A 24,602-nucleotide genomic window follows, 5' to 3' on the forward strand; every position below is an offset into this window, starting at 1 on the left:
CTTCTGGGTAGACAGATGTTCGTCATCGACAGCGGCGTGGTTCAGATGCAACACTAGTGTTGACGCGGCCGTGATCGGACGGATCGCGGCTATGTGATCGGAGCCCGCTATGTTACCTCTGGAAAAACGAATCGCGCACATCGAAGACCAGCTCGCCATCTATCAGATCATCAGCGGCTACGGCCCATCGGCTGACAGTGGGAGTACGCAGTCCACCGTTGACCAGTGGAGTGAGGATGGCGCCTATGTCGTTGACGGTGTCGGCGAATTTCGTGGGCATGCGGCTCTAGAGAGTCTCTTTGAAGGCGAGCTCCACCAGGGATATATCCACCAGGGTTCCGCTCACGTGAATTCGCTCCCGCACGTCGTTCTTGATGGAGACCGGGCGATCGCAACGAACTACCAGCACCTGTATATCTGGGAGGGCGCCGGCGCCCGGGTGGTCCGCAGCGTCGCCACTCGCTGGGAGTTCGAGCGCAGGGAAAACGGGTGGAAGGTTGTCGTTCGTGCGAATGCCTTGCTCGACGGACGAGAGGCCGGACGCACACTTTTGGGGCGCGCGAGTGAGGTTTCTCCGACTCCCGCGCGCTAAAGCTAGGCGACACAAATAGAGTTCGCTCCGCCCCGGATTGATCGTATGGGGACGGAGTGAGACTCAATTAGGGCCGGGTTGACGAGACCTGGTGCTCACGCGCTTCAACGCGCAATGCCACCTTGCTGATCTTTGTCGATGACATCGGCCAGTCGGTCTCTTCCTTAAAGAAGATCGCTCGCGGAGTCTTAAATGACGCGAGCTCGCCTTTGCAATACGCGATCAGATCGTCGGCTGTTGCCATCGAGCCCCGAGAAAGTTGCACGAAGGCGACCGGAACCTCGTCGAGACGCGCATCGGGAATGCCGACAACCTCGGCGATCAGGACATCGGGGTGTTCACACAAGAAAACTTCGATCTCAGTGGTGGGAACATTTTCGCCACCAACTTTGAGCATGTCCTTGATGCGACCCTCAAAAATGAGATGACCGGTCGGGGTGCGAGAAACGAGATCTCCGGTGTGCAGCCACCCATTTTCGTCGATTGCTTCGCGGGTCTTCTCCTCGTCGTGGAAATAGCCGAGCATTACGGTGTAGGTGCGAATGAGGAGTTCACCCGGAGTATTATCAGGGCGATCCTCTCCGGTCTCTGGATCGATCACTCGGATCTCTGCGCCTGTGACTGGTTTGCCCTGGGTGCGGGCTCGCTGTTCGGGGGTATCTGCGCGATCGGACAGCGCGAACCATCCGGTCACCTCAGTCATGCCGAGCCCATTCACCAGAAGGGCCTGCGGGAACACTGACTGAAGTTCCATGAGATCTGCGGGTGTGCCGACCGACATCATGGAGTGAACGTGCGAGAACTCTGCCGGGTCAAACCCCTCTGCGTCCATGAGTGAACGCATCGCCGCCATGAACATGCCCCACAATGAGTTTGCCCGGTATTTGCGCGCGAGTGCGAGGGCGCGGTCTCCGTCCAGATGTACGTCTGTCAGGAAGGTTCCGCCGAGGTGAATGCAGAAAAGGAGCCCTTGGATTGCGGCGCTGTGGAACAGTGGGGGTGCGCACCACATCACCATTGGCTCGGTGAATTCTTCAGCCGAGAAGGCTGCCCCTGGGCGAGCAAAAGTGCCGCGCGTGATGTTCTCATGGGACAGCAAGCAACCCTTGGGATTCGAGGTTGTTCCCGAAGTGTAAAGAACAAGCCCGGCATCGCGAATACGCACGCGGGAACGCGCGATGTTTACCGCGTCGCTCGAAGACTGATCCGCCAGCTTCGCGAAGGCAACCCTGCCAATAGTGCCAGGACGATCCTCGCCCTGCAGCATAACCACGTGTTGCAAATGCGGCGCAGAAGCCAGGTGTAGTGGTTTCGATGCGTCGCTGTCGCTTAGGCCAGGAAACGCGTCGGCAATGCGCTGAACACTGTCGGCATGGGAGCGGATCAGGTCAGTGGCGAAGATGACCTTGAGCTCTGCATGGGGGATTACGTACGCAAGCTCTCGGGGTGTGCTTCGCACGCTCAGCGGCACCGAGACTGCTCCGACGAGGGCCGTGCCAAACAAAGCCGCGACGAATTCGTAGGAGTTTGGCGCCACGATGCCGACGTGGTCTCCCCGCTCGATGCCCAGCGAGAGGAGTCCTCTCGCGATGAGAATCGATTCGTTGAGGAGCTCGGCGTACGTGTGCTCCTCGCCCGGAAGTGCGATGGCGATACGATCAGGCGTTCGCGAGGCGGTACGGACAAGCAGGTCGCCGAGCGGCATGGCTTCACTGTTCACGGACCACATAGTCAAATTCTCTTCCCTGCGTTGGGTGTCGTCGGCGTCGTTGCGTGACGAGTTTTGCGGATGTGCGAGCAATCTACACCTGCGTTGATGAAATCTATGTCAGCATTTGCAGAATTGTCAACCGTCATACTGGCTTTCCGGCGACAACGAGAACGCTTCCCGTTACGTAGCCAGCGGCATCTGACGCGAGATATGCGGCGGCAGCACCGATGTCTTCCGGTGTGCCAACTCTCGTGACCGCGTTGGTTTCAATTCGCTTCTTGCGAATATCTTCATAATCGACACCGAGGCGATCGGCGACGCCACGGGTCATCTCGGTCTCGATGTGGCCAGGAGAAATGACATTCACCGTAATATCGTACCGGCCAAGCTCTAGAGCCATGGATTTTGCCAACCCGATGAGACCCGCTTTCGCGGCCGCGTAGTTCACTTGCCCGCGGCTACCTTCGGACGCGATTGAGCCGATGAAGATAATGCGTCCGCCTTCGCCCTGGCTCACCATGTGTCGCTGTGCCGCGCGGGACAGCCTGAATCCACCCGTCAGCGTGGTCTCAATCACGGTGTCCCAGTCGTCATCGGTCATGCGATGCATGCCGGCATCGCGAGTAATCCCCGCGTTGTTTACCAGGACGTCCAGCCGGCCGTATTGAGCAATGGTCGCGTCGACGACGGCTGTGATGGATTCGCCGTCACGCACGTCGCACACGATCGCAATTGCGTCGCCGCCCGCCTCGCGAATTGATCGGGCGGTATCTTCGGCGCCCTCGATTGTGCGCGCGGCAGCGACGACCCTGTGATCTGTATTCGCGAGAGCGAGAGCAATTGCCCGGCCCAATCCGCGCGATGCACCTGTGACAAGTGCCACCTTCGAATCCATTGCTCCTCCTTTGGCTTGCAACGCAAGTGTTGACAGCATAACGGAGACCTGGCAGGGTGACTGCCCATGCGAGAACTAGAAGGTCCGGCGGCAATGGTGGCGGCCGTCGGGGAACTGATTGGCATGAGCCGCTTTGTCGAACTGGGTGAGCGTGACGTGCGCCTGTACAACGAGTCTGTCGGTGCAGAACCGTCGGAATCTACCGTTCCGGAGGGGTTGATCGTTGCGCGGACGGCGTCTTTGATGATGGAACTTATCGTTGTCGCCGGGCGCAAGTTCGGGCTGAACTATGGCATTGACGACGTTCGCCTTGACGAGATTCTGATCGGCTCCCGTATTCGGCTGCGGCTCGTTCTCGCTGAGTGTGAAATGCGTGACGAGCATACGGTCGATGCCGCCTGGGCTATTGGGGTCGAGGTTGACGGGCGCGGCGCCGTGGGCGGATTCACCGCGCGCACGAGGTACATTTTCTGACCCGACCGCAGGAAAGTGCACTTCAAGCCCGATGTCAACGTAGGTATTGACAGTTTAGTCAACGCTGTAGTTGACTACACGTACGTGGCCACTTGATTAGGGCCGGACAGGATAGGTGAGGCGATGTCAGAGTCGACGGAGCGCGAGATTCGCGAAGCCGTGAAGGTAGCAACCGTTCCAGTGCTACTGATGGTTGTGTATCAGGTGACGGGCGATGAGAAGTGGCTCTCGGATAGGTATCGGCCGAGCAAATTCCGCGGCGTTGCGCCGCGCATCACCGGCGAGCTTCCGGAGGAGGTCCAAGAGGAGATCCGAGAGGCGGCAGTCCGAGCTGTCATGTCGTTGCTAGCGGGCGATAAGCCGGCCATCTCGATGGAGACTGAAGAAGCTGTCAAGCACGTCGCGAGCTTCTTTGTTGGTGAGGCGATCAGTGACCGCCACGCAGCCATTCTGCGCGAAGAGCTCGAGCGGCGCGCATCGGTGACGGGAGAGGTTCTTCAGCAGAGCGCTGATGTGAAAGCCCCCGCGGGATTCACGGCTATCGTCATCGGCACGGGGGTCTCCGGCCTCGCTGCGGTCCGAGTGCTTCAGCAGCTGGGCATCGAATTCGTCATCTTCGAACGCGGCGCCGAGGCGGGTGGCGTTTGGTTCCAAAATACCTACCCCGGTGCGGGCGTTGACACCCCGAGCCACCTCTACTCCCTCTCTTTCTCGTACAAAGACTGGATCCACCACTACGAGTTGCGTGACGAGCTCTATGGCTACTTCAACGATGTGTTGGACGACCTCGGTGCGCGTGATCGAGTTCAGTTCAACACCGAGGTTCTCAGTGCGCACTACAACGACGAGACTCTGAAATGGACCGTCACTACGCGTGATCCCGATGGTGGGCTTACGGAACACATCACAGATATGGTGCTCAGCTGCGTTGGGTCTCTGAACCAGCCCGTGCTCCCGAATGTCGCCGGTCGCGAGACTTTCTCAGGGGTTCAGTTTCACTCCAACGAATGGGACCACGAACTTGACCTGACGGGTAAGCGGGTGGTGATCGTTGGAGTTGGGGCGAGTTGCCAACAGATTGCTCCGCGTATTGCGAAAACTGCCGCGCATGTGACGATCGTGCAGCGCTCGCCGCAGTGGGTTGCACCGTTCGAGCAGTTTCGCCAACCGATCGCGGAGGGTGAGCGCACTCTACTGGATCAGGTGCCGCTGTATCGGTCATGGTACTGGTTGGGCTTGTTCTGGCAGCATGGTGACAAGGTCATCGATGCGCTTCGGGTTGACCCGGAGTGGCCGCACCCCGAGCGTTCGATTAACCGGCGCAACGACCGCCAGCGTGAGTTCTTGACGAACTACATCAATGAGCAGCTCGCCGCGCATCCCGATCTCATCGAAGCATCAGTGCCCGATTACCCACCTTTCGGTAAGCGGATGCTGATGGACAACGGCTGGTACAAGAACCTGACCAGGGAGAACGTCAGTCTTGTTACCGGGGCTGTTGCCGGCGTTGATGCGGAAGGCCTTCAGATCAAGGACGGGCAGCACCTCGATGCCGATGTGATTATTTGGGCGACAGGCTTTGCTGCGTCCCGCTTCCTTAGCTCCTATGAGGTCAAGGGCGAGAACGATCTTCTGCTCAGTGAGTACTGGGAAGACGACGATCCACGTGCCTATCTTGGCGTGGGTATTCCGCACTTCCCCAACCTCTTCATGGTTGGGGGCCCGCACTCGCTTCCGCCGAGCGGTAGCTTCATGTATTTCACTGAGCTTCAGGCGCGCTACCTGCGTGAGCTGCTCAAGGAGATGTTCACGGCGGGTGTTCGCGCGATCGATCCGACCGAGGAAGCAACGAATCGCTACAACGATCTCGTCGACGATTACCACTCGCGAACGGTCTGGAGCCACCCGGGGTTCAGTACGTACTACCGCAACTCGAAGGGGCGCGTCATTTTCGTGATGCCGTTTCTCAATGTTGAGTACTGGGAGCTTGTCAAGACTCCGACGCTCAATGACTACGTCACCCACGCGTCCATCTTGGCGCAGAATCACATCTCTGCTTGACGTTTCGTCAATACATCTGTTGACAACTGAAGATCTTGATCTACGATGATGTTGACGATGCTGGTTTGGCTCTTGATGGAGCCACTCGCGTAACACTCAATGAGGAGTAAAAATGAAGAGGAACAAATTTCTCGCAACGCTTGCGTTGGTTAGCGTCGGTGCAATAGCGCTCGCGGGATGCTCTGCCGAAACCGGAGGCGCAACGACTGACCCCAGTTCGAGTACTGCGTCGATCGACCTCGCTTCATTCGAGCAGCGGGTCGATGCCTGGTCGACAGCGCCGCAGCCCTGGGCGGGCCCGGACTCCACGCCGACACCGCCGAAGGGAACCAAGCTGGCGATCGTCTCGTGTAGCGGGATCGTCGCCGGATGCGCGGCGCAGGCCGCCGGTGCGGAGGAAGCAGCGAAAGCACTCGGCTGGGATGTGACCGTCTATGACGGTAAGGGCGACCCCGTAACGCAGAACCAGGCAGTCGTACAGGCAGTCAATAGCGGAGTCGATGCGATTATTCTCGCCTCAACCGACCGTGTGCTGGTGCAGTCAGGTCTGGCGCTCGCATCAGAAAGGGGAATTCCGGTCGGCTCGACGGGCCTTGGCTCGGCTGCCAGCGACAGCGTGCTGTACGACGTGGGTCCAGACTTCTTCGAGATGGGCCGGGCCATGGCGGCTTGGGTCGTCGTCGACTCGGGCGGAAAAGCGAACATCCTTTTCACCGATAACAAGGAATTCGAGTCCACTGGTCAGATCACCAGCGCGTTTGCTGAAGTCATCAAAGAGTGCAGCACCTGTGTTCTGAGTGACCCTGTACAGTTCACGGTGTCTGAGGTCGGAAACGGGCTCGGCTCCCGCATTGCCGGACTGCTCCAGACGATGCCGAATGTCGACTACGTCATGGGCGCGTTCAATGCACCCGCGGCCGACATGGTCAACGGCATTACCAACTTTGGACTCGCGGATCGCGTCAAGGTTGTCGCAGCCGTCGGCGGTGAACAGAATCTACAGTTCGTCAAGGAAGGCAACGTTCAGGCAATGGACGCGGCACAAGACAACCGGTACATGGGATTCGCGGCCGTCGACCAGATGATTCGCGTGCTTACGGATAACCCTCTGTGGGAAGACCCCCAGGCAACGAGCGAAGAGACCAAGTACGCACAGCACGTGCCGATCAAGCTCTTCACGACCGATAACATCACGTCCACTTCTGAGTGGGTCGCTGATAACGGTTACGACAAGGAGTACTTCGCTCTCTGGGGTGTGAAGCCGTAATGAGTGCGCGGCTCGCAGTCTCAAACCTTGGCATCTCGTACGGCGCTTATCGGGTTGTACGAGACCTGAACCTAGAAATTGGAGGTGGCGAGATTGTCGGGCTGCTCGGCTCAAACGGATCGGGCAAATCTACGACGGTCAAGGTTTTGACCGGCATTAACCAACCCGATTCTGGCAGCGTCATCACCTTCAACGGCGATGTCCTCGGCGCCCGCGACTTCAACGCAGTGGCATTGCGACGTCGCGGTATCCGGGTGGTGCATCAGGAGTCTCCGCTCGTTGACGACCTCACCGTGGCAGAAGCGATCGCCATCCACATCGGATTTCCCAAGAAGTTCGGTGTTGTGCGCGTGCGAGAATTGAACGCGCGCGCACAACAGATGCTGGATGACTTTGAGATTCCGGTAGACGCAGCCGCCCTGTGCGGTTCTTTGACAGCCGGCCAGCGTGCGCTGACATCGTTCACGATCGCGCTGGCCGGTATCCAACCAGACAAGGCTCTTCTCATCCTTGATGAGGCGACTGCCTCGTTGCCGACACGTGATGCTGAACGGTATCTGCGCCGCGTTCGAGAAGCTGCGCGTCGGGGGCTTTCGGTATTGATGGTCACGCACCGACTGAGCGAAGTTCGTGACTTCTGTGACCGCAGTCTGGTCCTTCGCAACGGTGAGAACGTTGCGGAATTCACTGCGGAGAGTTTTGATGAGTCGGCCGTCGTGCACGCGATGGTGGGCGGTAGCGTCGAGCTGTATGCTTCGAGGCACGAGAACGCGGGCGCGCGTGATGGTGCGGCAGATTTGTCGGTGAGCGGGCTTTTCGGCCCGGGTCTCGAGGGGGTAAGCCTCACTGCGTCCAGCGGGCAGATCGTCGGCATTACGGGTCTGTCTGGAGGCGGTGCATCAGAAGTTCTGCGTGCGCTGGGCGGTATCGAACAGGCAAGCCAAGGCACGATCAGCATTGATGGCCGCGAGGTCGTTATTCGTGAACCTCGAGACGCGATCGATCATGGCGTGTACTACCTGTCCTCCGACCGGATTGCCGAGGGCGGGGTGATGGAGCTGACTGTCGAAGACAATCTCACTCTTCCCAAGACCGAACGATATGGCTGGGGAGCGAAGCGAGGGGTTGATTCTGACCGAATGATTGATCAGATGGGAGTTCATCCCACTGATCCCTCGGTGGGCTTCGGCTCATTGAGCGGTGGAAATCAGCAGAAGGTACTCATGGGGCGCTGGCTACTGCTGGACCCCAAGATTCTTCTGCTCGATGACCCCACAGCGGGCGTTGATCCCAACGCTCGAGAAGCAATTTTTGCTGCGCTGGAGAAGGTGCGCGCGAGCGGCGGAACGGTCCTTATTCGATCGACCGAACCCGCTCAGCTGGCCCGCCTCTGCGATGTCGTACTTGTGTTCAGAGACGGCCAGGTAATTCAGGAACTTCGTGGCAGTGAACTGACGACAGAGGAGATTAGCCTTGCAACCTACGCGTGAAAACGTAATGGCCGACGGTGAGGCGGCCCCGGCCATCACGACGACGGTCTATCAGTCGACGTCGCGTCGAAGCGGGGGAGAGAAGTTTCGCGATGGCGTGAGTCGAGTGTTCCGGAACTACAGCATCCTCATCCTCGCGGCTATGCTCTTCGTCGTGTTCTCGATCCTGCGACCGGAGACATTCCCGACCCTCGCCAATCTTCAGGGTATTGCTCTAGGGCAGGCGGTCGGTGCGCTCCTCGCGCTTGCGGTTCTCCTCGTTGCCGTCACCGGTGAGTTTGATCTTTCGCCCGGCTACATCCTGGGATTCTCTGCAATGCTGGTCGCCGTACTATGTGTGGCTGGCGTGCCCGCCCCTCTTGCGATTATCGTGGGGCTGGTTGCTGGTGGGATCTTTGGGTTTGCCTCTGGCTTCCTCGTGGCAAAGCTCGGATTCAACTCGCTGATTGCCACGCTCGGCATTGGTCTGGCGATCAGTGGATTGACTGCAGGTATTAGCGGTGGGCAGACGATCGCCACGGGCATCCCGCAGATCATCTTTCAGATTGCTCGCTTCCCGATTCTGGGTTTCCCGATGTCCGTCTGGATTGTCCTGGTGGCAGCCATCGCCATGTATATCGTTCTGGCGAAGACCTCAGCCGGTCGCAAGATTTATGCGACGGGTGGAAATGAGCGTGTTGCTCGTATGGTTGGCATCCGAACGGGTCAGCTGAAGATTGTCATGTTCATCCTCGCTGGCGTCGTGGCGGCGCTTGCGGGTGTGCTTCAGTTGGGACTATCGGGAGCAGCCAACCCGGGATTTGGCTCCAACCTGCTACTGCCTGCATTCGCAGCGGTGTTCCTGGGATCAACGACGGTGCGGCCCGGCTTCTTCAACGTCTGGGGCACGATGTCTGCTGTTCTGTTGTTGGCAGTCGGATTCTCAGGTCTGAGCCTGTTGGGTGTTCCTTTCTGGACTCAGCCCGTGTTCAGTGGCGTAGCTCTCATCGTCGGTGTGCTGCTTTCGCGGTGGACAAAGACGCACAAGAGTTGAGGGTGAAGACATGGATCGTAACGACGCTATTGACGAGATGCTGGCTGAACGGGCCATCACGAAGGTAATTTTCGACTATTGCCAGGGCGCTGATCGGCGAGATTGGGACCTGGTTCGTGCCTGCTATCACGATGATGCGCAGGATTCGCACGGGGCGTTCGTTGGCAGGCCTGACGAACTGGTGGATTGGTTGCAGAACCGACACCAGCACTTGCCTTCGTCGACGCATGTGGTGACCAACGTCAGCATCCGATTCCGCGAAGGGCGGGAGCAGGCGCGCGTTGAAAGCTACATCCTCAGTTTGCAGATTGTGGATCCTTCGGGTGGCGACTCGTTTGCTGGCGATATCGAGGGACAGGTCTTCACGAGGATCATGGCCCGATACGTGGATACGTTTCAGTTGCGTCCGGGGATCGGGTGGAGGATTCAGCAGCGCACAGTTGCATACGACTGGATGCTCCCGCCTGTTCCTGCCAATTTTGCCGCGCTGGATCCCGCCTGGACGAAGTCTCAACGAGACAAAAGCGATGTTCTTTACGCGCCATGGCCGGAGTCGGACGTTATTAATAAGGAAGAGTGAAAATGTCAGGCAAAGAAGAATCCCGTTGGGATGAGGAGTATGACGTCATTGCCGTCGGCTCAGGAGCTGGCGGAGTGGCCGCGGCGATCGCTGCAGCTATCGATGGTGCACGCGTACTCGTGGTCGAAAAGTACCATGAGCTTGGCGGCGTCACCGCGCTGTCTGCTGGCCAGATTTGGATCGGTCCTACGACTCAAGCGCGCGAAGCAGGAATCGAAGACTCGGTCGAAGACGTCCGCGCTTATGTGGATTTTTTGAGCGCCGGCTACGGTAACACTGACACGCGAGATGCCTACATCAGGACTGGCCCGCGGGTGATTGATGAACTTGTGGCTCTGGGACTCGACCTTCAGGTCATCGAGAAGATGCCCGACTATTACTACCCCACAGCTCCGGGTTCCAAGGCTGAAGGTCGTTATCTGGAAGGCGTACCTTTTCCGGCGAACAAGCTCGGGGAATGGGAGCACAAGACGATTTCAAACGCCGGCGTGAGCACCGGTGGCGTGGGAAGTAATGTCCTCAGCAATCGTGACTTGATTGAATGCGGAGGAGATCGCGAAAAGCTTGCTGAGCGAGGTATCGAGCGTGCAGCACGTTCGGAGCGCGCGCAGGGCGCTGGTATTTCGGCGAACCTCATCGCGATGGCGCTTGAGCGGGGCGTAGAGTTCCGCGCTAGTACGACAGTCGTCGAGTTGCTGGGCACCGACGGTGTCGATGGCGTCGTCGTTGATGGAGCGAGTGGCCAAAAGCGAATCCGTGCGAGCCGCGGAGTGGTGTTGGCAACGGGTGCGTACGACTGGAACCCCGAGCTTATGGAGACGTTCGAGTACGTGCGCAACCTCTATAGCGTTGTGTTGCCCACCGTTACCGGCGATCATTTCAAACTAGCATCGCGCTTTCGGGCGGCGATCGGCACGACTCTCCCGCAGGGCAAATCGACCCACCTCGGTATTCACATTCCCGGCGAGGAATGGGGTGGCCGCAAGATGTATCGTCATATGTTCCCTGGCATGCCCCACACCGTCGTTGTGAACCGTAAGGGTCGACGCTTCGGCGACGAATCATTTTTTCACAGCTACGTGGCCGCGCTCTACACGTTCGACGGCGACAAACAGGACTTTCCGAACTGGCCGGCATGGATGGTGTTTGACGAGGAATTTCGCCGAAAGTACAATCTCGGACCTCTCGCCGCTGGGGCGCCAATGCCCGAAGGTATGGCGATCACAGCCGATACCATCGAGAACCTGGCAGAGGCCGCTGGCATCGATGTTGAAGGACTCTCCGAAACGATCACGCGGTTCAACCAAGCCGCCGATTCTGGCGTAGATGACGAGTTTGGTCGCGGTTCGAGGCCATGGAGCAGGCTTTCGGCTGGAGACCCTGCTATGAAGCCAAACCCCAACATCGGCCCTGTGTCGAAGGGGCCATTTCATGCGATCAAGCTTGAGCGCGTCAACACGGGGCTTGCCTCTGCAGGGCTGAAGACTGACGAACAGGCGCGAGTAATCGACGTAGATGGGCAACCGATTCGCGGTCTCCATGCTGTCGGTAATACGGCTGCTCGACTTGAGTTCGGTGCTGGTTACAACAGTGGAATGGCTGTGGGTCGGAGCCTGGTGTTCGGTTATCTGTCTGGCAAGTCACTCATGGCCGGATAGGCTGCTCAACCAACGTGCTGAGGTCTCGGATCCGTATTCAGAATCCGAGACCTCAGCACGTTGCGGGGGAGCGATTGCTCAGCTTGATTTACCGATCATTCCCCGAAAACAGCGACTAAGCGCCCGCGCACGTCGCCGTTGCGTAGCCGGTCGAGCCCAGCAGGAATCTCGTCGAATGTAATCAGTTCCACCTGCGGTGAGAGCTCTCCACGATCGACGTAGCCGAGCATCGCAGTGATGTCAGCGGGGACTCCACCGAGCACGGAGAGGAGCTTGAGTTGCTTCATGATCATCGTGTGAGTGTTGATCGTCGCTTCGGATCGTCCCATCCCCACCAGGACGACTCGACCTTCTGATTTGACAGCCTCGATAGCTTCCGCAGTCGTGACGCCCATCCCGGCGAAATCGATGATCACATCCAGCTCTTCGTCTTTCAACTCAAGGATGCTTCGCACAACCCGTGATGCGCCTGCGTCTGTCGCGAGCTGCCAGGCCTCTTCGTTAATCTCGGCGACGAAGAGTTCAGCGCCCAGCAACTTTACGAGTTTCGCGCCAGTGAGTCCGAGCCCGCCGACGCCAATGACGCCGACCTTCTCGCCAGCCTTCACCATGCCGGTCGATACGACCGCATTGTGTGAGGTCTGTCCGGAATCGGAGATAGCTGCGGCAATCTCGAATGACATTCCGTCAGGGATCGGGATCACAGAGCCTTCGTTCGCGATCACGTGTTCGGCGAATCCGCCGTTACGCAGGTATCCGAAGAGCTCGTTACGTGGCCACACGACAACTCGCTGGCCGACGTGGAATGCGGTCACACCCTCGCCGAGGGACGTGACCTCGCCGGCGATTTCGTCGCCAGGAACGATGGGCAGGTTCGCAATCTTCATCCACACTTCATCGTCCATAAGGCCAATGACGGAGTGGCACAGGCCCGCCGCGCGGACGCGTATGGCGACCTCGCCGGGGCCCGGTGTCGGTGCCGCTATGTCGACGAGCTCGAGGGGCTCGCCTGTCTTGCTGAAATGCCATGCCTTCATGAGCAGAACTCCCTTGTTCGGTCGACGTCGCGGCTTTTACGGTGCGCGGCGTCTCCATCTTGCCTGTCAAAATCGATCTATGCAACGTTAGTGTTGACGATGTGGCGGGTACGCCGTAAAGTCAAGCTGAGCGCCGCCGCTCATTCGCGCGGCGGCGTGATCGATGAAGATCGGAGAACACACGATGAGTCGCGACGAGGCGAACAGCATCCCGGCCCGCACCTGGAAGGCGCCAACGTATGAGGTGACTGCAGCGGGCAAGGTTATCGGAGGATACACGCCGACGGGTGTCAATAACTGGGGTCGTTGGGGCGAGAACGATGTCCTGGGCACGACAAACCTCATCACGCCTGAAATCGTGGCCAATGCGGCCAAGCTGATCAGCACCGGTCGAGTTATCTCCATGGCGCTCCCGATCGGCACAGACGCTCCGGCATGGTCGGGGCGGCCCGCACCCCAGCATTACTTCACGATGACGGGGACAGACATCGTAGCCAGCCTGTCGTCACCTGATGACGAGCCAAGTGTTACCTTCACCGATGACTATGTCACGATGGCGATGCATGCGTCGACGCAGTGGGACAGCTTCGCGCACTGGGCGTTGGATGGCGTCCTGTACAACGGATTTTGGGTCGGCAACGTTACAGCGGCCGGATCTCGCGATCTCGATATCTCCCAGCTGAAGGAGTCCCTCGTCGGCCGAGGAGTCCTGTTGGATCTCCCGCGCCTATTGGGTGTGGATTTCATGGAGCCGGGCACACTCGTGACTCCCCAGATGCTTGACGACGCAGCAGCAAAAGAGGGGGTGGAGATTCGCTCTGGCGACATCGTCATCATCCGGACCGGCCACGTCGAGCGTTGGTACACGCTTGAGACTGATGCCGAGCGCGAGGACTGGAACGCGCGCGTGCCTGGCGTGGGGCGCGACACTATTGCGTGGCTTCACGCGCAGGATGTCGGCGCGCTTGTCGTTGACAACCCTGGGTGCGAAGTTGTTCCCAATGAGTTGCCGATGACTGTCCCCTATCCATTCCACGGAGGGGCACTCGTTGACTTGGGATTGCCATTGGGGGAGCTCTGGAGCCTCGGTGCCATCGCCGACGCGTGTGCAGCGGATGGTGTATATGAATTCTTTGTCAGTGCTCCGCCGCTCAACCTGCCGGGCGGGGTGGGGTCTGTTATCAGCCCCATCGCCATCAAGTAATTCTTCTTGACGTCAACCAATGTCTCAGAAGAGCGCAATACTTTTACCGTCATTTCCGGTCTCGCTCTGATGCAGCCGCGGCAACATCAGAGCGAGACAACGAAGTCCCGAAAGGATCACACCCATGAACACCACTGAAAAGGTTGTCATTGTCTCGGGAGCCCGCACGCCCGTCGGAAGCTTCGGAGGTGTGCTGAAAGACGTTGCGGCACATGAGCTCGGTGCAGCAGCAGCTATTGAGGCTCTCCGCCGTGGAAACATAGACGGAGCCGACGTCGGAGAAGTGATCATGGGCTGTATTGCCCAGAATGGCCCAGACGCCTACAACGCGCGACGCGTTGCGTTGGCAGCGGGATTGTCGAACAAGACGCCCGCTTTCACCGTAAATCGCTTGTGCGGATCAGGGCTTCAAGCTATCTGGTCGGGTGCGCAAGAGCTGCTGTGGGGCGGAGTGGATGTGGTCGTCGCCGGAGGCGATGAGAGTATGTCGCGCACGCCATTCATGGACTTCAATGCCCGCGGAAACGCGCGCCTCGGTGACCGCAAGCTCCTCGACGGTACTGTTGCTATTCTGACCGATCCGTTTAGCAACGCTCACATGGGCGTCACCGCGGAAAACGTGGCCGCGAAATATGGCGTTTCCCGAGCTGAACAGGATGCGTTCGCTGTTGAAAGTCAGCGACGGGCGTCTACCGATGCCGCTCGGGCTGCGTTTGCGGAAGAGATCGTGGCGGTGTCCTCCGGTGGGCGGAGGCCCGTTGAGGTCTCGGTCGATGAGCATCCTCGGCCCGAGACCACGATGGAGGCTCTTGCAGCCCTCAAGCCGGTATTTCGTGAAGGCGGTACGGTGACCGCGGGCAACACGTCGGGCATTAACGACGGAGCAGGTGCCGCGGTTCTCATGCGCGACGGTGATGTTCGTGCGCGAGGGCTCTCCGGACTCGCCACGATCGAAGCAGTGGTGACCGCTGGTAATGAGCCTGAACTTATGGGGTATGCGCCGGTGTATGCACTGCAGCGGTTGTGGGACAAGACCGGGTTGACGCCAGCCGACGTAGACGTCGTCGAGCTCAATGAGGCCTTCGCGGCGCAGGCCGTGGCCGTCATTCGTGACGCTGGCCTTGACCCTGCGAAAACCAACCCTTACGGCGGCGCTATTGCCATGGGGCACCCGGTCGGAGCGACCGGCGCGATCCTCACGGTCAGAGCTGCGCTTGACCTGCATCGCCGAGACCTCGAGTACGCCGTCGTTACGATGTGTATCGGTGGCGGACAGGCGCTCGCCGCACTCATTCGACGCTGGGACGCGTAGATCCGAGAAGAATGGACATCAGTTCTTCCTGCGGATGAGAGTCCTCTCGGCCGAGTCGCATTGGGCCGCTTTGGGGCGATTCTCAGCCTCACCGGGGTATAACCTTGCGATGATGTCTAACAATGATGTTGATAATTTGGGTAGTTGCGCACCGATAAGATCTGCCCAATTCAATCCACGATCTAGGAGTGCATTTTGGTAAAATCCGACTTGAGCGGAATTGGAAAACGGCGGCAGAATGCCCTCCGAGACGGCAACTCTGATTACGCGGCCAAACGGGCTGAACTCGTAAAGCTGGCTGCAGACGTGTTCCGTGAGAAGGGTTATGCCGGCGCGACGCTCGGCGACGTGGCAGCTGCCTTCGGAACAGATCGTGCTTCGCTCTACTATTACGTGTCTAGTAAAGAGGAGCTCTTCCAAGAGTGCATTCGAGGGCTCACGGGCACGAACTTGGAACGCGCCGAGCATATTGCTGCGAAGGAAGAGTCTCCGCGCGTGCGGATACGGGCGCTTATTGCGATGCTGCTGAACTCGCAGGTTGAGCACTACCCCTACATGTACCTCTATATCGGTGAGGACATGGCCCGCATCACGTCAAATGACGCGGAGTGGGCAGCGCAGATGGTTGACATTACGCGCAAGATTGAGCGCATCTTCATCGATGCGATCAACGAGGGAAAGGCGAAAGGGGAGTTCCGTGCGGATCTATCGACGACTCTCATCGCGAACTCGATTTTCGGAATGACCCAGTGGACTCACCGCTGGTATGTTCCGAACAAGAGCCGGTACTCGGCTGACGATATTAGCGGAACCTTTGCTGAGGTGTTGCTTTCCGGCATTGACGTCGAACGGGTTGCGTCTCAAGCCTGAACTGTCGCGTCTCGAGCCTGAAACCCGCACCGCCAACTGTTGCGTCTCGATGCTTCGCCGGCGGTGCGGGTTTTGTCGTGAACGCAGGTGTTGACGATGGCATCAACACCTGCGTAGAATGACGTAAGTCATCATCACGACAGACAATGGAGACCCCGTGATCGTCAACGCAGACAACCTGATCGCCACCGTCCAGCGCATGGCCGACGAGGACGCGATCGAGCGAGTCCTTTACACCTATGCTTTCCACCTTGACGCGGCTGAGCCGCAGGGGATGCTGCCACTGTTTACCGAGGACCTGTATGTGTCCTACGGGAACCACGGCGCGTCAGGTGCCGAGGCTTACCTCCACACGCTCGCCAACCCCGACACGGGCATCGCCGCGTTCTTCGCCGGCACAAGCCATCATGTGTCGAACGTTGTGATCGACTTCGTCGATGAGAACACGGCGAACGTGCGATCTGTGCTTCTCGCATGGCACAAGTACAACCGCGAGCGCCCGAACGGCATCGTGTACGGCCGATACCACGATGTCTTTGTTCGCACCGATGAAGGATGGAAGATCACTCGTCGCGAGCAGCAGACGGCAGGCACGGATAATTACCACGCGCGTCCCGAGAAGATGCTCATGATTGATCGTTCGTCACGGGAGCAGTCCGGTGAGTGACGTCGCTACAGCTGAAGCAGAGATCCTCTATGAGGTCAGGGATCATGTCGCCTACGTGACGCTCAACCGGCCAAAGTCGCTAAACGCCATCACTCACGGGATGGATGATTCGCTGGCTCGCATCTGGGATGAGATTGACGCCGACCCCGAGATCTGGGTCGTGCTGCTATCTGCTTCGGGCGAGCGGGCCTTCTCTGCTGGTGCCGACATTAGTGGCGGCGTCAGCACACGAGACAAGCGTCTCGCTATCGGGGGCGGTTTGACCGGTGTCGGTGGGCCGCTTCGAATTCTGAAGAAGCCGCTGATCGCTGCTGTGCAGGGCTACGTGCTGGGTGCCGGTTTCGAGCTTGCGATGTGTGCCGATATCATCGTCGCCGCCGACACGGCAAAGTTCTCGCTGCCCGAGATTAAGGTGGGGATTATCGGCGAGGCCGGTGTTGTTCACCGCGCCGTGCGCCAGCTCCCTTACCGCGTTGCGATGTCGCTCATTCTGACCGGCGAGCGCATGCCCGCCGAGCAGGCATTGCACTACGGGCTGGTGAATGAGGTCGTGACCGCGGACGCACTGACTGAGGCGGCCGAAGCCTGGGCGCGCAAGCTTACGTCAGCATCACCCCTTGCTCAGCAGGCGGCAAAGCACGCTGTCAACGCTCGCCTCGGGCACCCGCTCGAGGTTGCTGTCGCTACCAAGTTTGACGTCATCGAGGAGTACGCGAGCTCGCATGACGTTGTTGAAGGCCAGGCGGCTTTCGTAGGTAAGCGTTTACCGGAGTGGACCGGCCGATAGTAAATATCTCGGCATTCGATCGGGTGACCGACTGAAAGCGAATGCCCGGCCATATTTGGCCGGGCATTTCGCTTTGAAGCGTCGAGTCGTCTGCTTAGGCTGATCTGCAGAGCGACGAGAACGTCGCCATGTCTATCGACGATGCGTCAGTGTACGCCGATGTGGCTACTGGATGCAGCGCCGATTGCCAGCGCCTCCAGAATCATTGTGCGGTTCGCGCCCATCAGCACGGATGTGCGCAGGTGCATCCGCATGCCGGGCAGGTAGCGGTGCGAAACGGATGCATCGGCTGCCATGCTGATCAATTCTTTGCTCAGAGTGTCTACATGGCGGCTCTTGAACGGAACCCCGACGAATGTGATGAATGCCGTGAAGCTGTCCGGGGATGTCCAGAGCAACGCTTCAAGGAAGCCGGGAATCTCTTCCTTCATGGGAATCCAATAGCGGCGATCGCCGACATGGCGGTCCCAGATTTCTTGCCTCTCGGGATCGAACGCACCGCGTTCAGCCGACCCCGGGGAGGCCAGGTCGATCATCCTGGCGCCTTCGAAGAAGGTGTGTACCCCGATTGAGGCTAGTAACGTGACGACTTCGCTGAGCTGGTCTGGTGTCACACCGAGTGATACGGCTTCGTCGTGCCGCTGCTGCGCTGCGTCGATGTCGAGGCTCGAAGCCGAGATGTCCAGTGCGAACTGCATCAGGACGCGCTGGATTTGAGTCAGGCCATCCCCGTCAGGGACGTTTGCGAGAAGGTCACCAGCCTGCGCGTCGATCTCCTGTTGGCTGACCGCCGTCATGCGTTGGTGCCGTCGTCGGTGCGTTGTCCTGCAAGACTTCGCGACGGAATGATGGGCGCGATCTCCGATGCTCGGCCCTGAAACACCGGGTCTCGCTTCTCCAGGAATGCGGCGACGCCTTCCTTGCCATCGCCCATCGATGTCCGAAACATCGCCAGGGACTCCGCAAGATGCGCAGCAAGCGGATCGGTAGCGCCCGCCCCATGTAGGAGCAGTTGCTTTGACAGCCCCAACGCGACCGCAGAACGACCTCGAACAAATTCCTGCGCGAGCGCATAGGCGACCGGGAGGAGGTCATCTGGCTCATGGATCGAGCGAACGAGGCCCGCGCGAAGCACTTCCTCGGGCTTGAGGATGCAGGCTGAGTAAACCCATTCCATCGCCGTCGACAACCCCACGAGGCGGGGAAGGAACCAGGTCGAGCATGCTTCGGGCACGATGCCGAGGCGACCGAAAACGAAGCCGATGCGCGCTGAAGTGCTGGCGAGACGGATGTCCATCGACAGCGTCATCGTTGCGCCGATACCGACCGCAGGGCCGTTTATTGCTGCGATCACGGGTTTCGGTAGTGACTGGATGGCCAGCGTCACTCGTCCGCCGGTATCGCGAAGGCCGTCGTGAAATGGGCCCTGATCATAGGCGGCTTGGAATTCCTCTGGTGTCGGATCGAGAGATTCGTCGAGGCCGAAGACATTCCCGTCGACCGCGAGATCCATGCCGGCGCAGAAGCCTCGACCCTCGCCGGTCACGATCACGGCGCGCACTGAGTCTTCTCGGGCTGAGGTCAAGAACACATGTTCGAGCTCTCGCGCCATGGTGACGTTGAAGGCATTCAGCGCATCAGGGCGGGAGAGAGTCAATAACGCGATGCCGTCGTCATCGACGTGCCACGTCACCGTTTCAAAGGAGATTTCGGATGAATTCGAGGAAGTCATACGCTCATCATGCAACATAAGTGTTGACGACGTCTAGCCCTCGAGTGATTCAGTGTGGAGTGTAAGCAACGCTCGCGTTGACAGCCGCTTTAATCACGACTACAGTCAGGCGGAGCGGCGCAGAGCCTCAGATATGAGGACGGCGGCTGCGAATGTCTTTAACCACGATGGAGAGGTTGGTCGTACATGATCGTTACGAAATTCACCGAGGCGTTCGGTGTCGAGCACCCGATCGTCTGCGGCGGTATGACTGGAGTTGGACGCGCCGAACTTATTGCAGCGGTCGCCAATGCAGGGGCGCTCGGATTCTTGTCGGCGCTCTCGTATCCGACTCCAGCCGCCCTCGACGAGGCAATCAGGCAGACCCGAGGCTTGACCGATCGCGTGTTCGGTGTCAACCTGACCATGCTCCCCACCATCAACCCGGTGCCGTACGACGAGTACGTTCAGGTCATTGCGGACAACAAGATCTCGATTGTGGAGACCGCAGGATCCAATCCAGCACCCTTCATGCCGACATTTAAGGCGGCCGGCATCAAGGTCGTGCACAAGACTGTTGCCGTTCGGCACTCGCTGACGGCACAGCGCATCGGCGTTGACGCGCTGTCTGTAGACGGATTTGAATGCGCGGGTCACCCCGGTGAAGAAGACATCCCGAGCCTCGTATTGATTCCCGCGGTGGCAGCGAAAGTTGATTTGCCCATTATTGCTTCGGGTGGCTTTGCGACCGGAAGTGGGCTCGCAGCGGCTCTCGCGTTGGGTGCTGACGCCATCAACATGGGAACCCGATTCGTTGCGAGTCTCGAAGCGCCGGTCCACGTCAATGTTAAGAACCAGATCGTGGCGAACACTGAACGAGACACGAAGCTCGTTTTCCGGAAGTTCAGCAACACCGCGCGGGTAGCAAAAAACGCGGTCTCTGAACGAATCATCGAGATTGAGAAGCAAGACGGTACGACCTTCGCAGACATCGCGGCGCTTGCCTCCGGTGCGCGCGGTCGGGAGCAGGTGCTTGCACAGGGTGATGTTGACGGCGGGCTGTGGTGGGCTGGCCAGTCGCAGGGCCTCATCACAAATATCGCGTCGTGCCAGGAGATTGTGTCGACGATTGTTGCCGAAGCCGAGGAGATCATCCGCGGTCGCCTGACGAGTGTGATCGCATGAGTGCGCAGCCAACCTTTAAGTCCATCCGGCTGGAGCACGAGTCGCCGATCTCTTGGGTGATTCTGAATCGTCCGGAGAAGGCGAACTCGCTTTCGAATGAGTTGCTCGAGGAGTTCTCGGCCGCACTCGATTGGTTGCGTGACAACGGCGAACCCGTCATTGCGATACGCGGCGAGGGGAAGGGCTTCAGCGCTGGTTACGATCTCGGGCAGGTCGCGCCAGACTCCGTAGTCGACTTCGACGCCGATCGTGCACGGCTTCGTCGCAACCTCGCTCGGTACGAAGCGATTTGGGAGCACCCCAAACCGGTCATCGCGGCGGTTCATGGATACTGCATCGCCGGCGCGAGTCAGCTCGTGACTTTCACGGACATCACCATCGTCGCCGATGACGCGAAGATTGGCATCGTCTCGATTCCGGTAGGTGCCGGCTACGTCTCGCCCGTCTTGGCTACCCTGATTGGCCCGAAGCGCGCCAAAGAGCTCTCCTTCGTGCCCGGGAACAGCATCGACGGGCGCACAGCCGTCGAGTGGGGATGGGCAAATCATTCGGTGCCGGCATCGGAGCTTCTGAACAGCGTTCGCAGTCTTGCTGAGCGAATTGCGATGACGCCACCGGCGATCCTTGCCATCAAGAAGGCGGCCATCAACCGGGTTGCAGACGGCATGGGTCACCGCACCGCGCTTGCCGATCTTGCCCAATTCGACGCCACGGCGCACCAGGCGCCGGAGGTTGCCGAAGTCAAGAGACATATTGCGGCTGAAGGTCTAAAGGCGGTTATCGCGGCGTATTGCGTCGCTCCCACATCAGACCTTTCCGCATCTCGCTAACGGTCTAACTTAGCGTCTCGTTAACCGTCAGGCCGGCTTCGGAGGCAACTTCTCACGGGGCCGGCCATGGCTGTCTCTGCGGACGAGCGAGACCTCGAGAATGTGACGCAGCGGACTCTTCTCCCCTTCCATCGCCTCGTGCAAAGCAGCGACGCTGACACTCGCGAGGGCATTGAGGTCGCAGTGCACTGTGGTGAGTGACACAATGTCCCACCCGGCTGCCGGGATGTCATCGAAACCGACGATAGAGACGTCGTCAGGCGCCCGCCACCCCATCGCGCGAACAGCGTTGAGCGCTCCAATTGCGACGACGTCGTTTCCGCACACGATCGCGGTTGGCGGTTCTGAGGACGTGAGCAAGGTCAATGCGCCGTTTCGGCCACCGCTGACGGTGTAGTCGATGCGCAGTACCTGGCGGTCGGGGATCCGTAGGCCGTGCTCGCGTAATGCCTCCCTGAGTCCCTGCTCACGTTCGAATGCGGTGGAGAACTGAGAGGGCCCGGTGAGGAGGGCGATTCGGCGGTGGCCCTGCTCAACCAGCAGATCGGCGAGCAAATGCGCGCCGTTGGAGAAGCCACAGTTGCGGCTGAGGGGGTCATCAACCGTTCGATTTACGAAGACATGGGGCACGTCACGCGAACGGAGATCTTCGGCCAAACGCGAGTCGCGCGCGGCCGTGGTCACGAGCACACCGTCGTATGAGCCGTCGCTGAGCGCATCTGCGGTGAGCACGTCGTCGGAGGAGTCTGCCACGAGCACGGCTCGATAGCCCAGATGGGCGAGTTCCCGGCGAAGCGGCTCGATAAGTTCGGGGTAATACGGGTTGGTCAGCGCCTCAGAAATAATCGCGACGCGACGAGATCGCCGGGTGGCAAGCGAACGGCCGGCTTCGCGGGGCACATAATTTAGCTCGCGTGCGGCACGGTATACGCGTTCTTTGGTCTCTGGGGAGATGCTTGGCAGATTTCTCAGCGCGCGCGAAACCGTTGGCTGGGAGACTCCGGCGCGCGCTGCCACATCAATGCTTGTGGCAGGGCGGGGCATCCAGATTTCTCAATTCATCATCGTCAGCGTTGACATGTATACGTATGCACAACATGCTAGCACTGCATCCCAATGGAGAGGAACCTCATGGCAAGGTATTTAAAGACTGGTAACGCGGCAGCAGATCAGCAAGATAGCTCAGACGCTGTTCGATCAACTGTCGAGACTGTGCTCGCGGATGTTCGATTGCGTGGGGACGCAGCTGTGCGCGAATATTCTGAGCGCTTCGACAAGTGGTCACCTGACGATTTCCTTCTCACTGCTGAGCGGATCGCCGAGATCATTGCGACCGTCCCAGACCAGGTGATCCAAGACATTATTACTGTGCAGGCGCGCGTGCGTGACTTCGCCCAGCGTCAGCGTGATTCTTTGCACGATTTTGAAGCTGAAGTTGAGCCCGGCGTCTTTCTGGGGCAGAAGAATATCCCCGTATCCTCCGTCGGTGCTTACGTACCGGGTGGCCGGTATCCGCTGCTGGCTTCCGCACACATGACCGTCGTGACGGCAAAAGTTGCTGGCGTTCCGCGAGTGGTGGCATGTACACCGCCGATCCGTGGGGAGATTCCTGCTGCAACGGTTGCGGCGCTGCATCTCGCAGGTGCGGATGAGATCCGTCTATTGGGCGGTACGCAAGCAATTGCCGCGATGGCGCTCGGCACCGAGACAATCGGTCGGGTTGACATGCTGGCCGGCCCTGGCAACGCGTTCGTCGCAGAGGCTAAACGACAATTGTTCGGCACCGTTGGTATCGACCTGTTTGCGGGCCCGACTGAGGTTCTGATTGTCGCCGACCACGCGGCCGATCCGTTCATCGTCGCGGTTGATCTCCTCAGTCAAGCGGAGCATGGCCCCGATTCTCCCGCCGTACTTATTACGACCTCCGAGGACCTTGCTCGTCAGGTGATGGCGCACATCGATGAGATCCTTCCCGGGATGCCCACGCGAGACTTCGCGGAGACGTCTTGGCGCGAACACGGTGAGGTCATCGTTGTTGACGACCTCACTGAGGCGTACGCGCTTGCTGATACGTATGCATTCGAACACGTGCAGATCCTAACCGAGCAACCGCGCGAAGCGCTGGAGAGGATGAGTGATTATGGTGCTCTTTTCCTCGGTGAAGGTACCTGTGTCTCGTACGGTGACAAGGTCATCGGAACAAACCACACGCTTCCCACTAAGAAGTCGGCTCGGTACACCGGTGGGCTCTGGGTAGGTAAGTTCATCAAGACGGTCACGTATCAGGAGGTCACGACGCAGGTGGCGAGTGCCGAGCTGGGCGAGCTTCTGGGGCGTGCCGCGCGCGTTGAGCTGTTTGAAGGTCACGCTCGCTCCGGTGATGTTCGCGCTGCCAAGTACGCGGGTCAGAAGTTTGAGTGGCTAGGTGATCGGTATGCCAATTGATCGCATCTCCGGCCGAACGGCCGTTGTCACCGGTGCGGGTAATGGCCTTGGTCGGGCAATCGCGATCGCGCTTTCCCAAGAGGGTGCGAGGGTCCTCCTTGTAGGGCGATCCGTTGCGAAGCTCGATGAGACCGCAGCGCAGCTATCCGGCGCGTTTCGGGTGCTCACGTGTGACGTGTCGGAACCTTCGTCGGTTGCCGCGTTCGCGGAGCAGATCGCCGACGAGGAGGTATCAATCCTCGTCAATAACGCCGGTATCGCGGGCCCCGTCGCAGACCTGGTGGATATCGAGCCGGACGACTGGGACGAGGTCTTTGCGACTAACGTCAAAGGCGTCTATCTGATGTGCCGGGCGTTGCTGCCACCCATGGTGAAACGGGGCGCGGGTGATGTCATCAACCTGGCTTCAGTCAGCGGTAAGCGCCCGCTCGCTCGCCGAACACCGTATACAGCGTCGAAGATGGCCGTGATTGGACTGACGGCGACACTGGCTTGGGAAGTCGGCCCGCTCGGAATCAGCGTGAACTCGTTGTCTCCAGGGCCGGTCGAAGGCGAAAGGATGACGCGTAATTTCGCCAGGGATGCGGAAGTCACAGGCTCAAGCTTCGATGAGGCGCGGGAATCATTCGTCTCGCGCGCTGCCCTGCAGCGCATGGTGACGGAGGAAGAGGTTGCAAACGCCGCCGTTGCGATGCTGGGAATGCCTGGCCTGTGCGGGGCAGACATCGACCTGTCAGCGGGCATGATCGCGCGCTAACGAGGATTGGTGACGAAGGTTCTCGACCCCGGAGGC

At 59.4% G+C, this 24,602-nt stretch carries 23 protein-coding genes; 17 read left to right on the forward strand and 6 right to left on the reverse strand.

Annotated features, from left to right (window positions below; all coding sequences use genetic code 11):
- The first annotated feature begins 109 nt into the window (after positions 1-109).
- On the forward strand, positions 110-592 hold the full coding sequence (locus tag ABD791_RS15015; RefSeq protein ID WP_345068182.1) for a nuclear transport factor 2 family protein: 483 nt from the start codon (positions 110-112) through the stop codon (positions 590-592).
- Between the two features lie 67 nt (positions 593-659).
- Here ABD791_RS15015 and ABD791_RS15020 read toward each other — a convergent pair whose 3' ends face one another.
- Together ABD791_RS15020 and fabG are read right to left on the reverse strand one after the other, a co-directional pair.
- Entirely contained in the window at positions 660-2,312 is a 1,653-nt protein-coding gene (locus tag ABD791_RS15020) for a class I adenylate-forming enzyme family protein (RefSeq protein WP_345068183.1), read from the reverse strand.
- 133 nt (positions 2,313-2,445) lie between these two features.
- A complete protein-coding gene (gene fabG, locus ABD791_RS15025; protein WP_345068185.1) occupies positions 2,446-3,198 on the reverse strand; it encodes a 3-oxoacyl-ACP reductase FabG in 753 nt (250 codons plus the stop codon).
- Between the two features lie 66 nt (positions 3,199-3,264).
- Between fabG and ABD791_RS15030 the strand changes: the two genes are divergently transcribed.
- The 7 genes from ABD791_RS15030 (at position 3,265) to ABD791_RS15060 (ending at position 11,761) form a co-directional block, all read left to right on the forward strand.
- Entirely contained in the window at positions 3,265-3,672 is a 408-nt protein-coding gene (locus ABD791_RS15030) for a hotdog family protein (RefSeq protein ID WP_345068186.1), read from the forward strand.
- Between the two features lie 123 nt (positions 3,673-3,795).
- Positions 3,796-5,733: a flavin-containing monooxygenase gene (locus tag ABD791_RS15035; protein WP_345068188.1), complete on the forward strand. Its 1,938-nt coding sequence runs from the start codon at positions 3,796-3,798 to the stop codon at positions 5,731-5,733.
- A 112-nt stretch (positions 5,734-5,845) separates the two neighbouring features.
- The gene (locus tag ABD791_RS15040; RefSeq protein ID WP_345068189.1) at positions 5,846-7,000 is read left to right on the forward strand and encodes a sugar ABC transporter substrate-binding protein; all 1,155 of its coding nucleotides are present in this window, start codon (positions 5,846-5,848) and stop codon (positions 6,998-7,000) included.
- On the forward strand, positions 7,000-8,490 hold the full coding sequence (locus ABD791_RS15045) for an ATP-binding cassette domain-containing protein (RefSeq protein ID WP_345068191.1): 1,491 nt from the start codon (positions 7,000-7,002) through the stop codon (positions 8,488-8,490). Before ABD791_RS15040 ends, ABD791_RS15045 begins: the two co-directional genes overlap by 1 nt.
- 7 nt (positions 8,491-8,497) lie before the next feature.
- The gene (locus ABD791_RS15050) at positions 8,498-9,523 is read left to right on the forward strand and encodes an ABC transporter permease (protein WP_345068193.1); all 1,026 of its coding nucleotides are present in this window, start codon (positions 8,498-8,500) and stop codon (positions 9,521-9,523) included.
- Between the two features lie 10 nt (positions 9,524-9,533).
- Positions 9,534-10,103, forward strand: coding sequence for a nuclear transport factor 2 family protein (locus ABD791_RS15055; RefSeq protein ID WP_345068195.1), 570 nt, complete (start codon positions 9,534-9,536; stop codon positions 10,101-10,103).
- Positions 10,104-10,105: 2 nt separating this feature from the next.
- Complete coding sequence (locus ABD791_RS15060) at positions 10,106-11,761, forward strand: FAD-dependent oxidoreductase (protein ID WP_345068197.1); 1,656 nt, start codon at positions 10,106-10,108, stop codon at positions 11,759-11,761.
- Positions 11,762-11,856: 95 nt separating this feature from the next.
- Here ABD791_RS15060 and ABD791_RS15065 read toward each other — a convergent pair whose 3' ends face one another.
- Complete coding sequence (locus ABD791_RS15065; RefSeq protein ID WP_345068199.1) at positions 11,857-12,798, reverse strand: alcohol dehydrogenase catalytic domain-containing protein; 942 nt, start codon at positions 12,796-12,798, stop codon at positions 11,857-11,859.
- Positions 12,799-12,961: 163 nt separating this feature from the next.
- Here ABD791_RS15065 and ABD791_RS15070 point away from each other — a divergent pair, with 163 nt between their 5' ends.
- The 5 genes from ABD791_RS15070 (at position 12,962) to ABD791_RS15090 (ending at position 17,638) form a co-directional block, all read left to right on the forward strand.
- Positions 12,962-14,002: a cyclase family protein gene (locus tag ABD791_RS15070; RefSeq protein WP_345068201.1), complete on the forward strand. Its 1,041-nt coding sequence runs from the start codon at positions 12,962-12,964 to the stop codon at positions 14,000-14,002.
- 124 nt (positions 14,003-14,126) lie between these two features.
- The gene (locus ABD791_RS15075) at positions 14,127-15,314 is read left to right on the forward strand and encodes a thiolase family protein (protein WP_345068203.1); all 1,188 of its coding nucleotides are present in this window, start codon (positions 14,127-14,129) and stop codon (positions 15,312-15,314) included.
- Between the two features lie 195 nt (positions 15,315-15,509).
- Entirely contained in the window at positions 15,510-16,184 is a 675-nt protein-coding gene (locus ABD791_RS15080; protein WP_345068205.1) for a TetR/AcrR family transcriptional regulator, read from the forward strand.
- Between the two features lie 157 nt (positions 16,185-16,341).
- Positions 16,342-16,851, forward strand: coding sequence for a nuclear transport factor 2 family protein (locus ABD791_RS15085; protein WP_345068207.1), 510 nt, complete (start codon positions 16,342-16,344; stop codon positions 16,849-16,851).
- Positions 16,844-17,638 (forward strand): enoyl-CoA hydratase/isomerase family protein, encoded by a 795-nt coding sequence (locus ABD791_RS15090; protein ID WP_345068209.1) that lies wholly within the window; start codon positions 16,844-16,846, stop codon positions 17,636-17,638. The genes ABD791_RS15085 and ABD791_RS15090 overlap by 8 nt, the downstream gene beginning before the upstream one ends.
- A 146-nt stretch (positions 17,639-17,784) precedes the next feature.
- Here the strand turns inward: ABD791_RS15090 and ABD791_RS15095 are convergent, their stop codons facing one another.
- Both ABD791_RS15095 and ABD791_RS15100 read right to left on the reverse strand, forming a co-directional pair.
- Entirely contained in the window at positions 17,785-18,336 is a 552-nt protein-coding gene (locus tag ABD791_RS15095) for a carboxymuconolactone decarboxylase family protein (RefSeq protein WP_345068211.1), read from the reverse strand.
- 95 nt (positions 18,337-18,431) lie between these two features.
- Positions 18,432-19,388 carry a crotonase/enoyl-CoA hydratase family protein gene (locus ABD791_RS15100; RefSeq protein ID WP_345068213.1) on the reverse strand — a complete coding sequence of 319 codons (957 nt, stop codon included), beginning with the start codon at positions 19,386-19,388 and terminating at the stop codon, positions 18,432-18,434.
- Positions 19,389-19,556: 168 nt separating this feature from the next.
- On the opposite strand from ABD791_RS15100, the gene ABD791_RS15105 reads away from it, so the two are divergent.
- Complete coding sequence (locus tag ABD791_RS15105) at positions 19,557-20,534, forward strand: NAD(P)H-dependent flavin oxidoreductase (RefSeq protein WP_345068215.1); 978 nt, start codon at positions 19,557-19,559, stop codon at positions 20,532-20,534.
- Positions 20,531-21,364, forward strand: a complete 834-nt coding sequence (locus ABD791_RS15110) for an enoyl-CoA hydratase/isomerase family protein (protein WP_345068217.1) — start codon at positions 20,531-20,533, stop codon at positions 21,362-21,364. Before ABD791_RS15105 ends, ABD791_RS15110 begins: the two co-directional genes overlap by 4 nt.
- 27 nt (positions 21,365-21,391) lie before the next feature.
- On the opposite strand, the gene ABD791_RS15115 is transcribed toward ABD791_RS15110, so the two are convergent.
- The gene (locus ABD791_RS15115) at positions 21,392-22,408 is read right to left on the reverse strand and encodes a LacI family DNA-binding transcriptional regulator (protein WP_345068218.1); all 1,017 of its coding nucleotides are present in this window, start codon (positions 22,406-22,408) and stop codon (positions 21,392-21,394) included.
- Positions 22,409-22,495: 87 nt separating this feature from the next.
- Here ABD791_RS15115 and hisD point away from each other — a divergent pair, with 87 nt between their 5' ends.
- Positions 22,496-23,809, forward strand: a complete 1,314-nt coding sequence (gene hisD, locus ABD791_RS15120) for a histidinol dehydrogenase (protein ID WP_345068220.1) — start codon at positions 22,496-22,498, stop codon at positions 23,807-23,809.
- Positions 23,799-24,566: an SDR family NAD(P)-dependent oxidoreductase gene (locus tag ABD791_RS15125; RefSeq protein ID WP_345068222.1), complete on the forward strand. Its 768-nt coding sequence runs from the start codon at positions 23,799-23,801 to the stop codon at positions 24,564-24,566. The genes hisD and ABD791_RS15125 overlap by 11 nt, the downstream gene beginning before the upstream one ends.
- Positions 24,567-24,602 lie beyond the last annotated feature (36 nt).

The organism is Glaciibacter kafniensis (assembly GCF_039538945.1).
GTDB classification, from domain to species: domain Bacteria; phylum Actinomycetota; class Actinomycetes; order Actinomycetales; family Microbacteriaceae; genus Cryobacterium; species Cryobacterium kafniensis.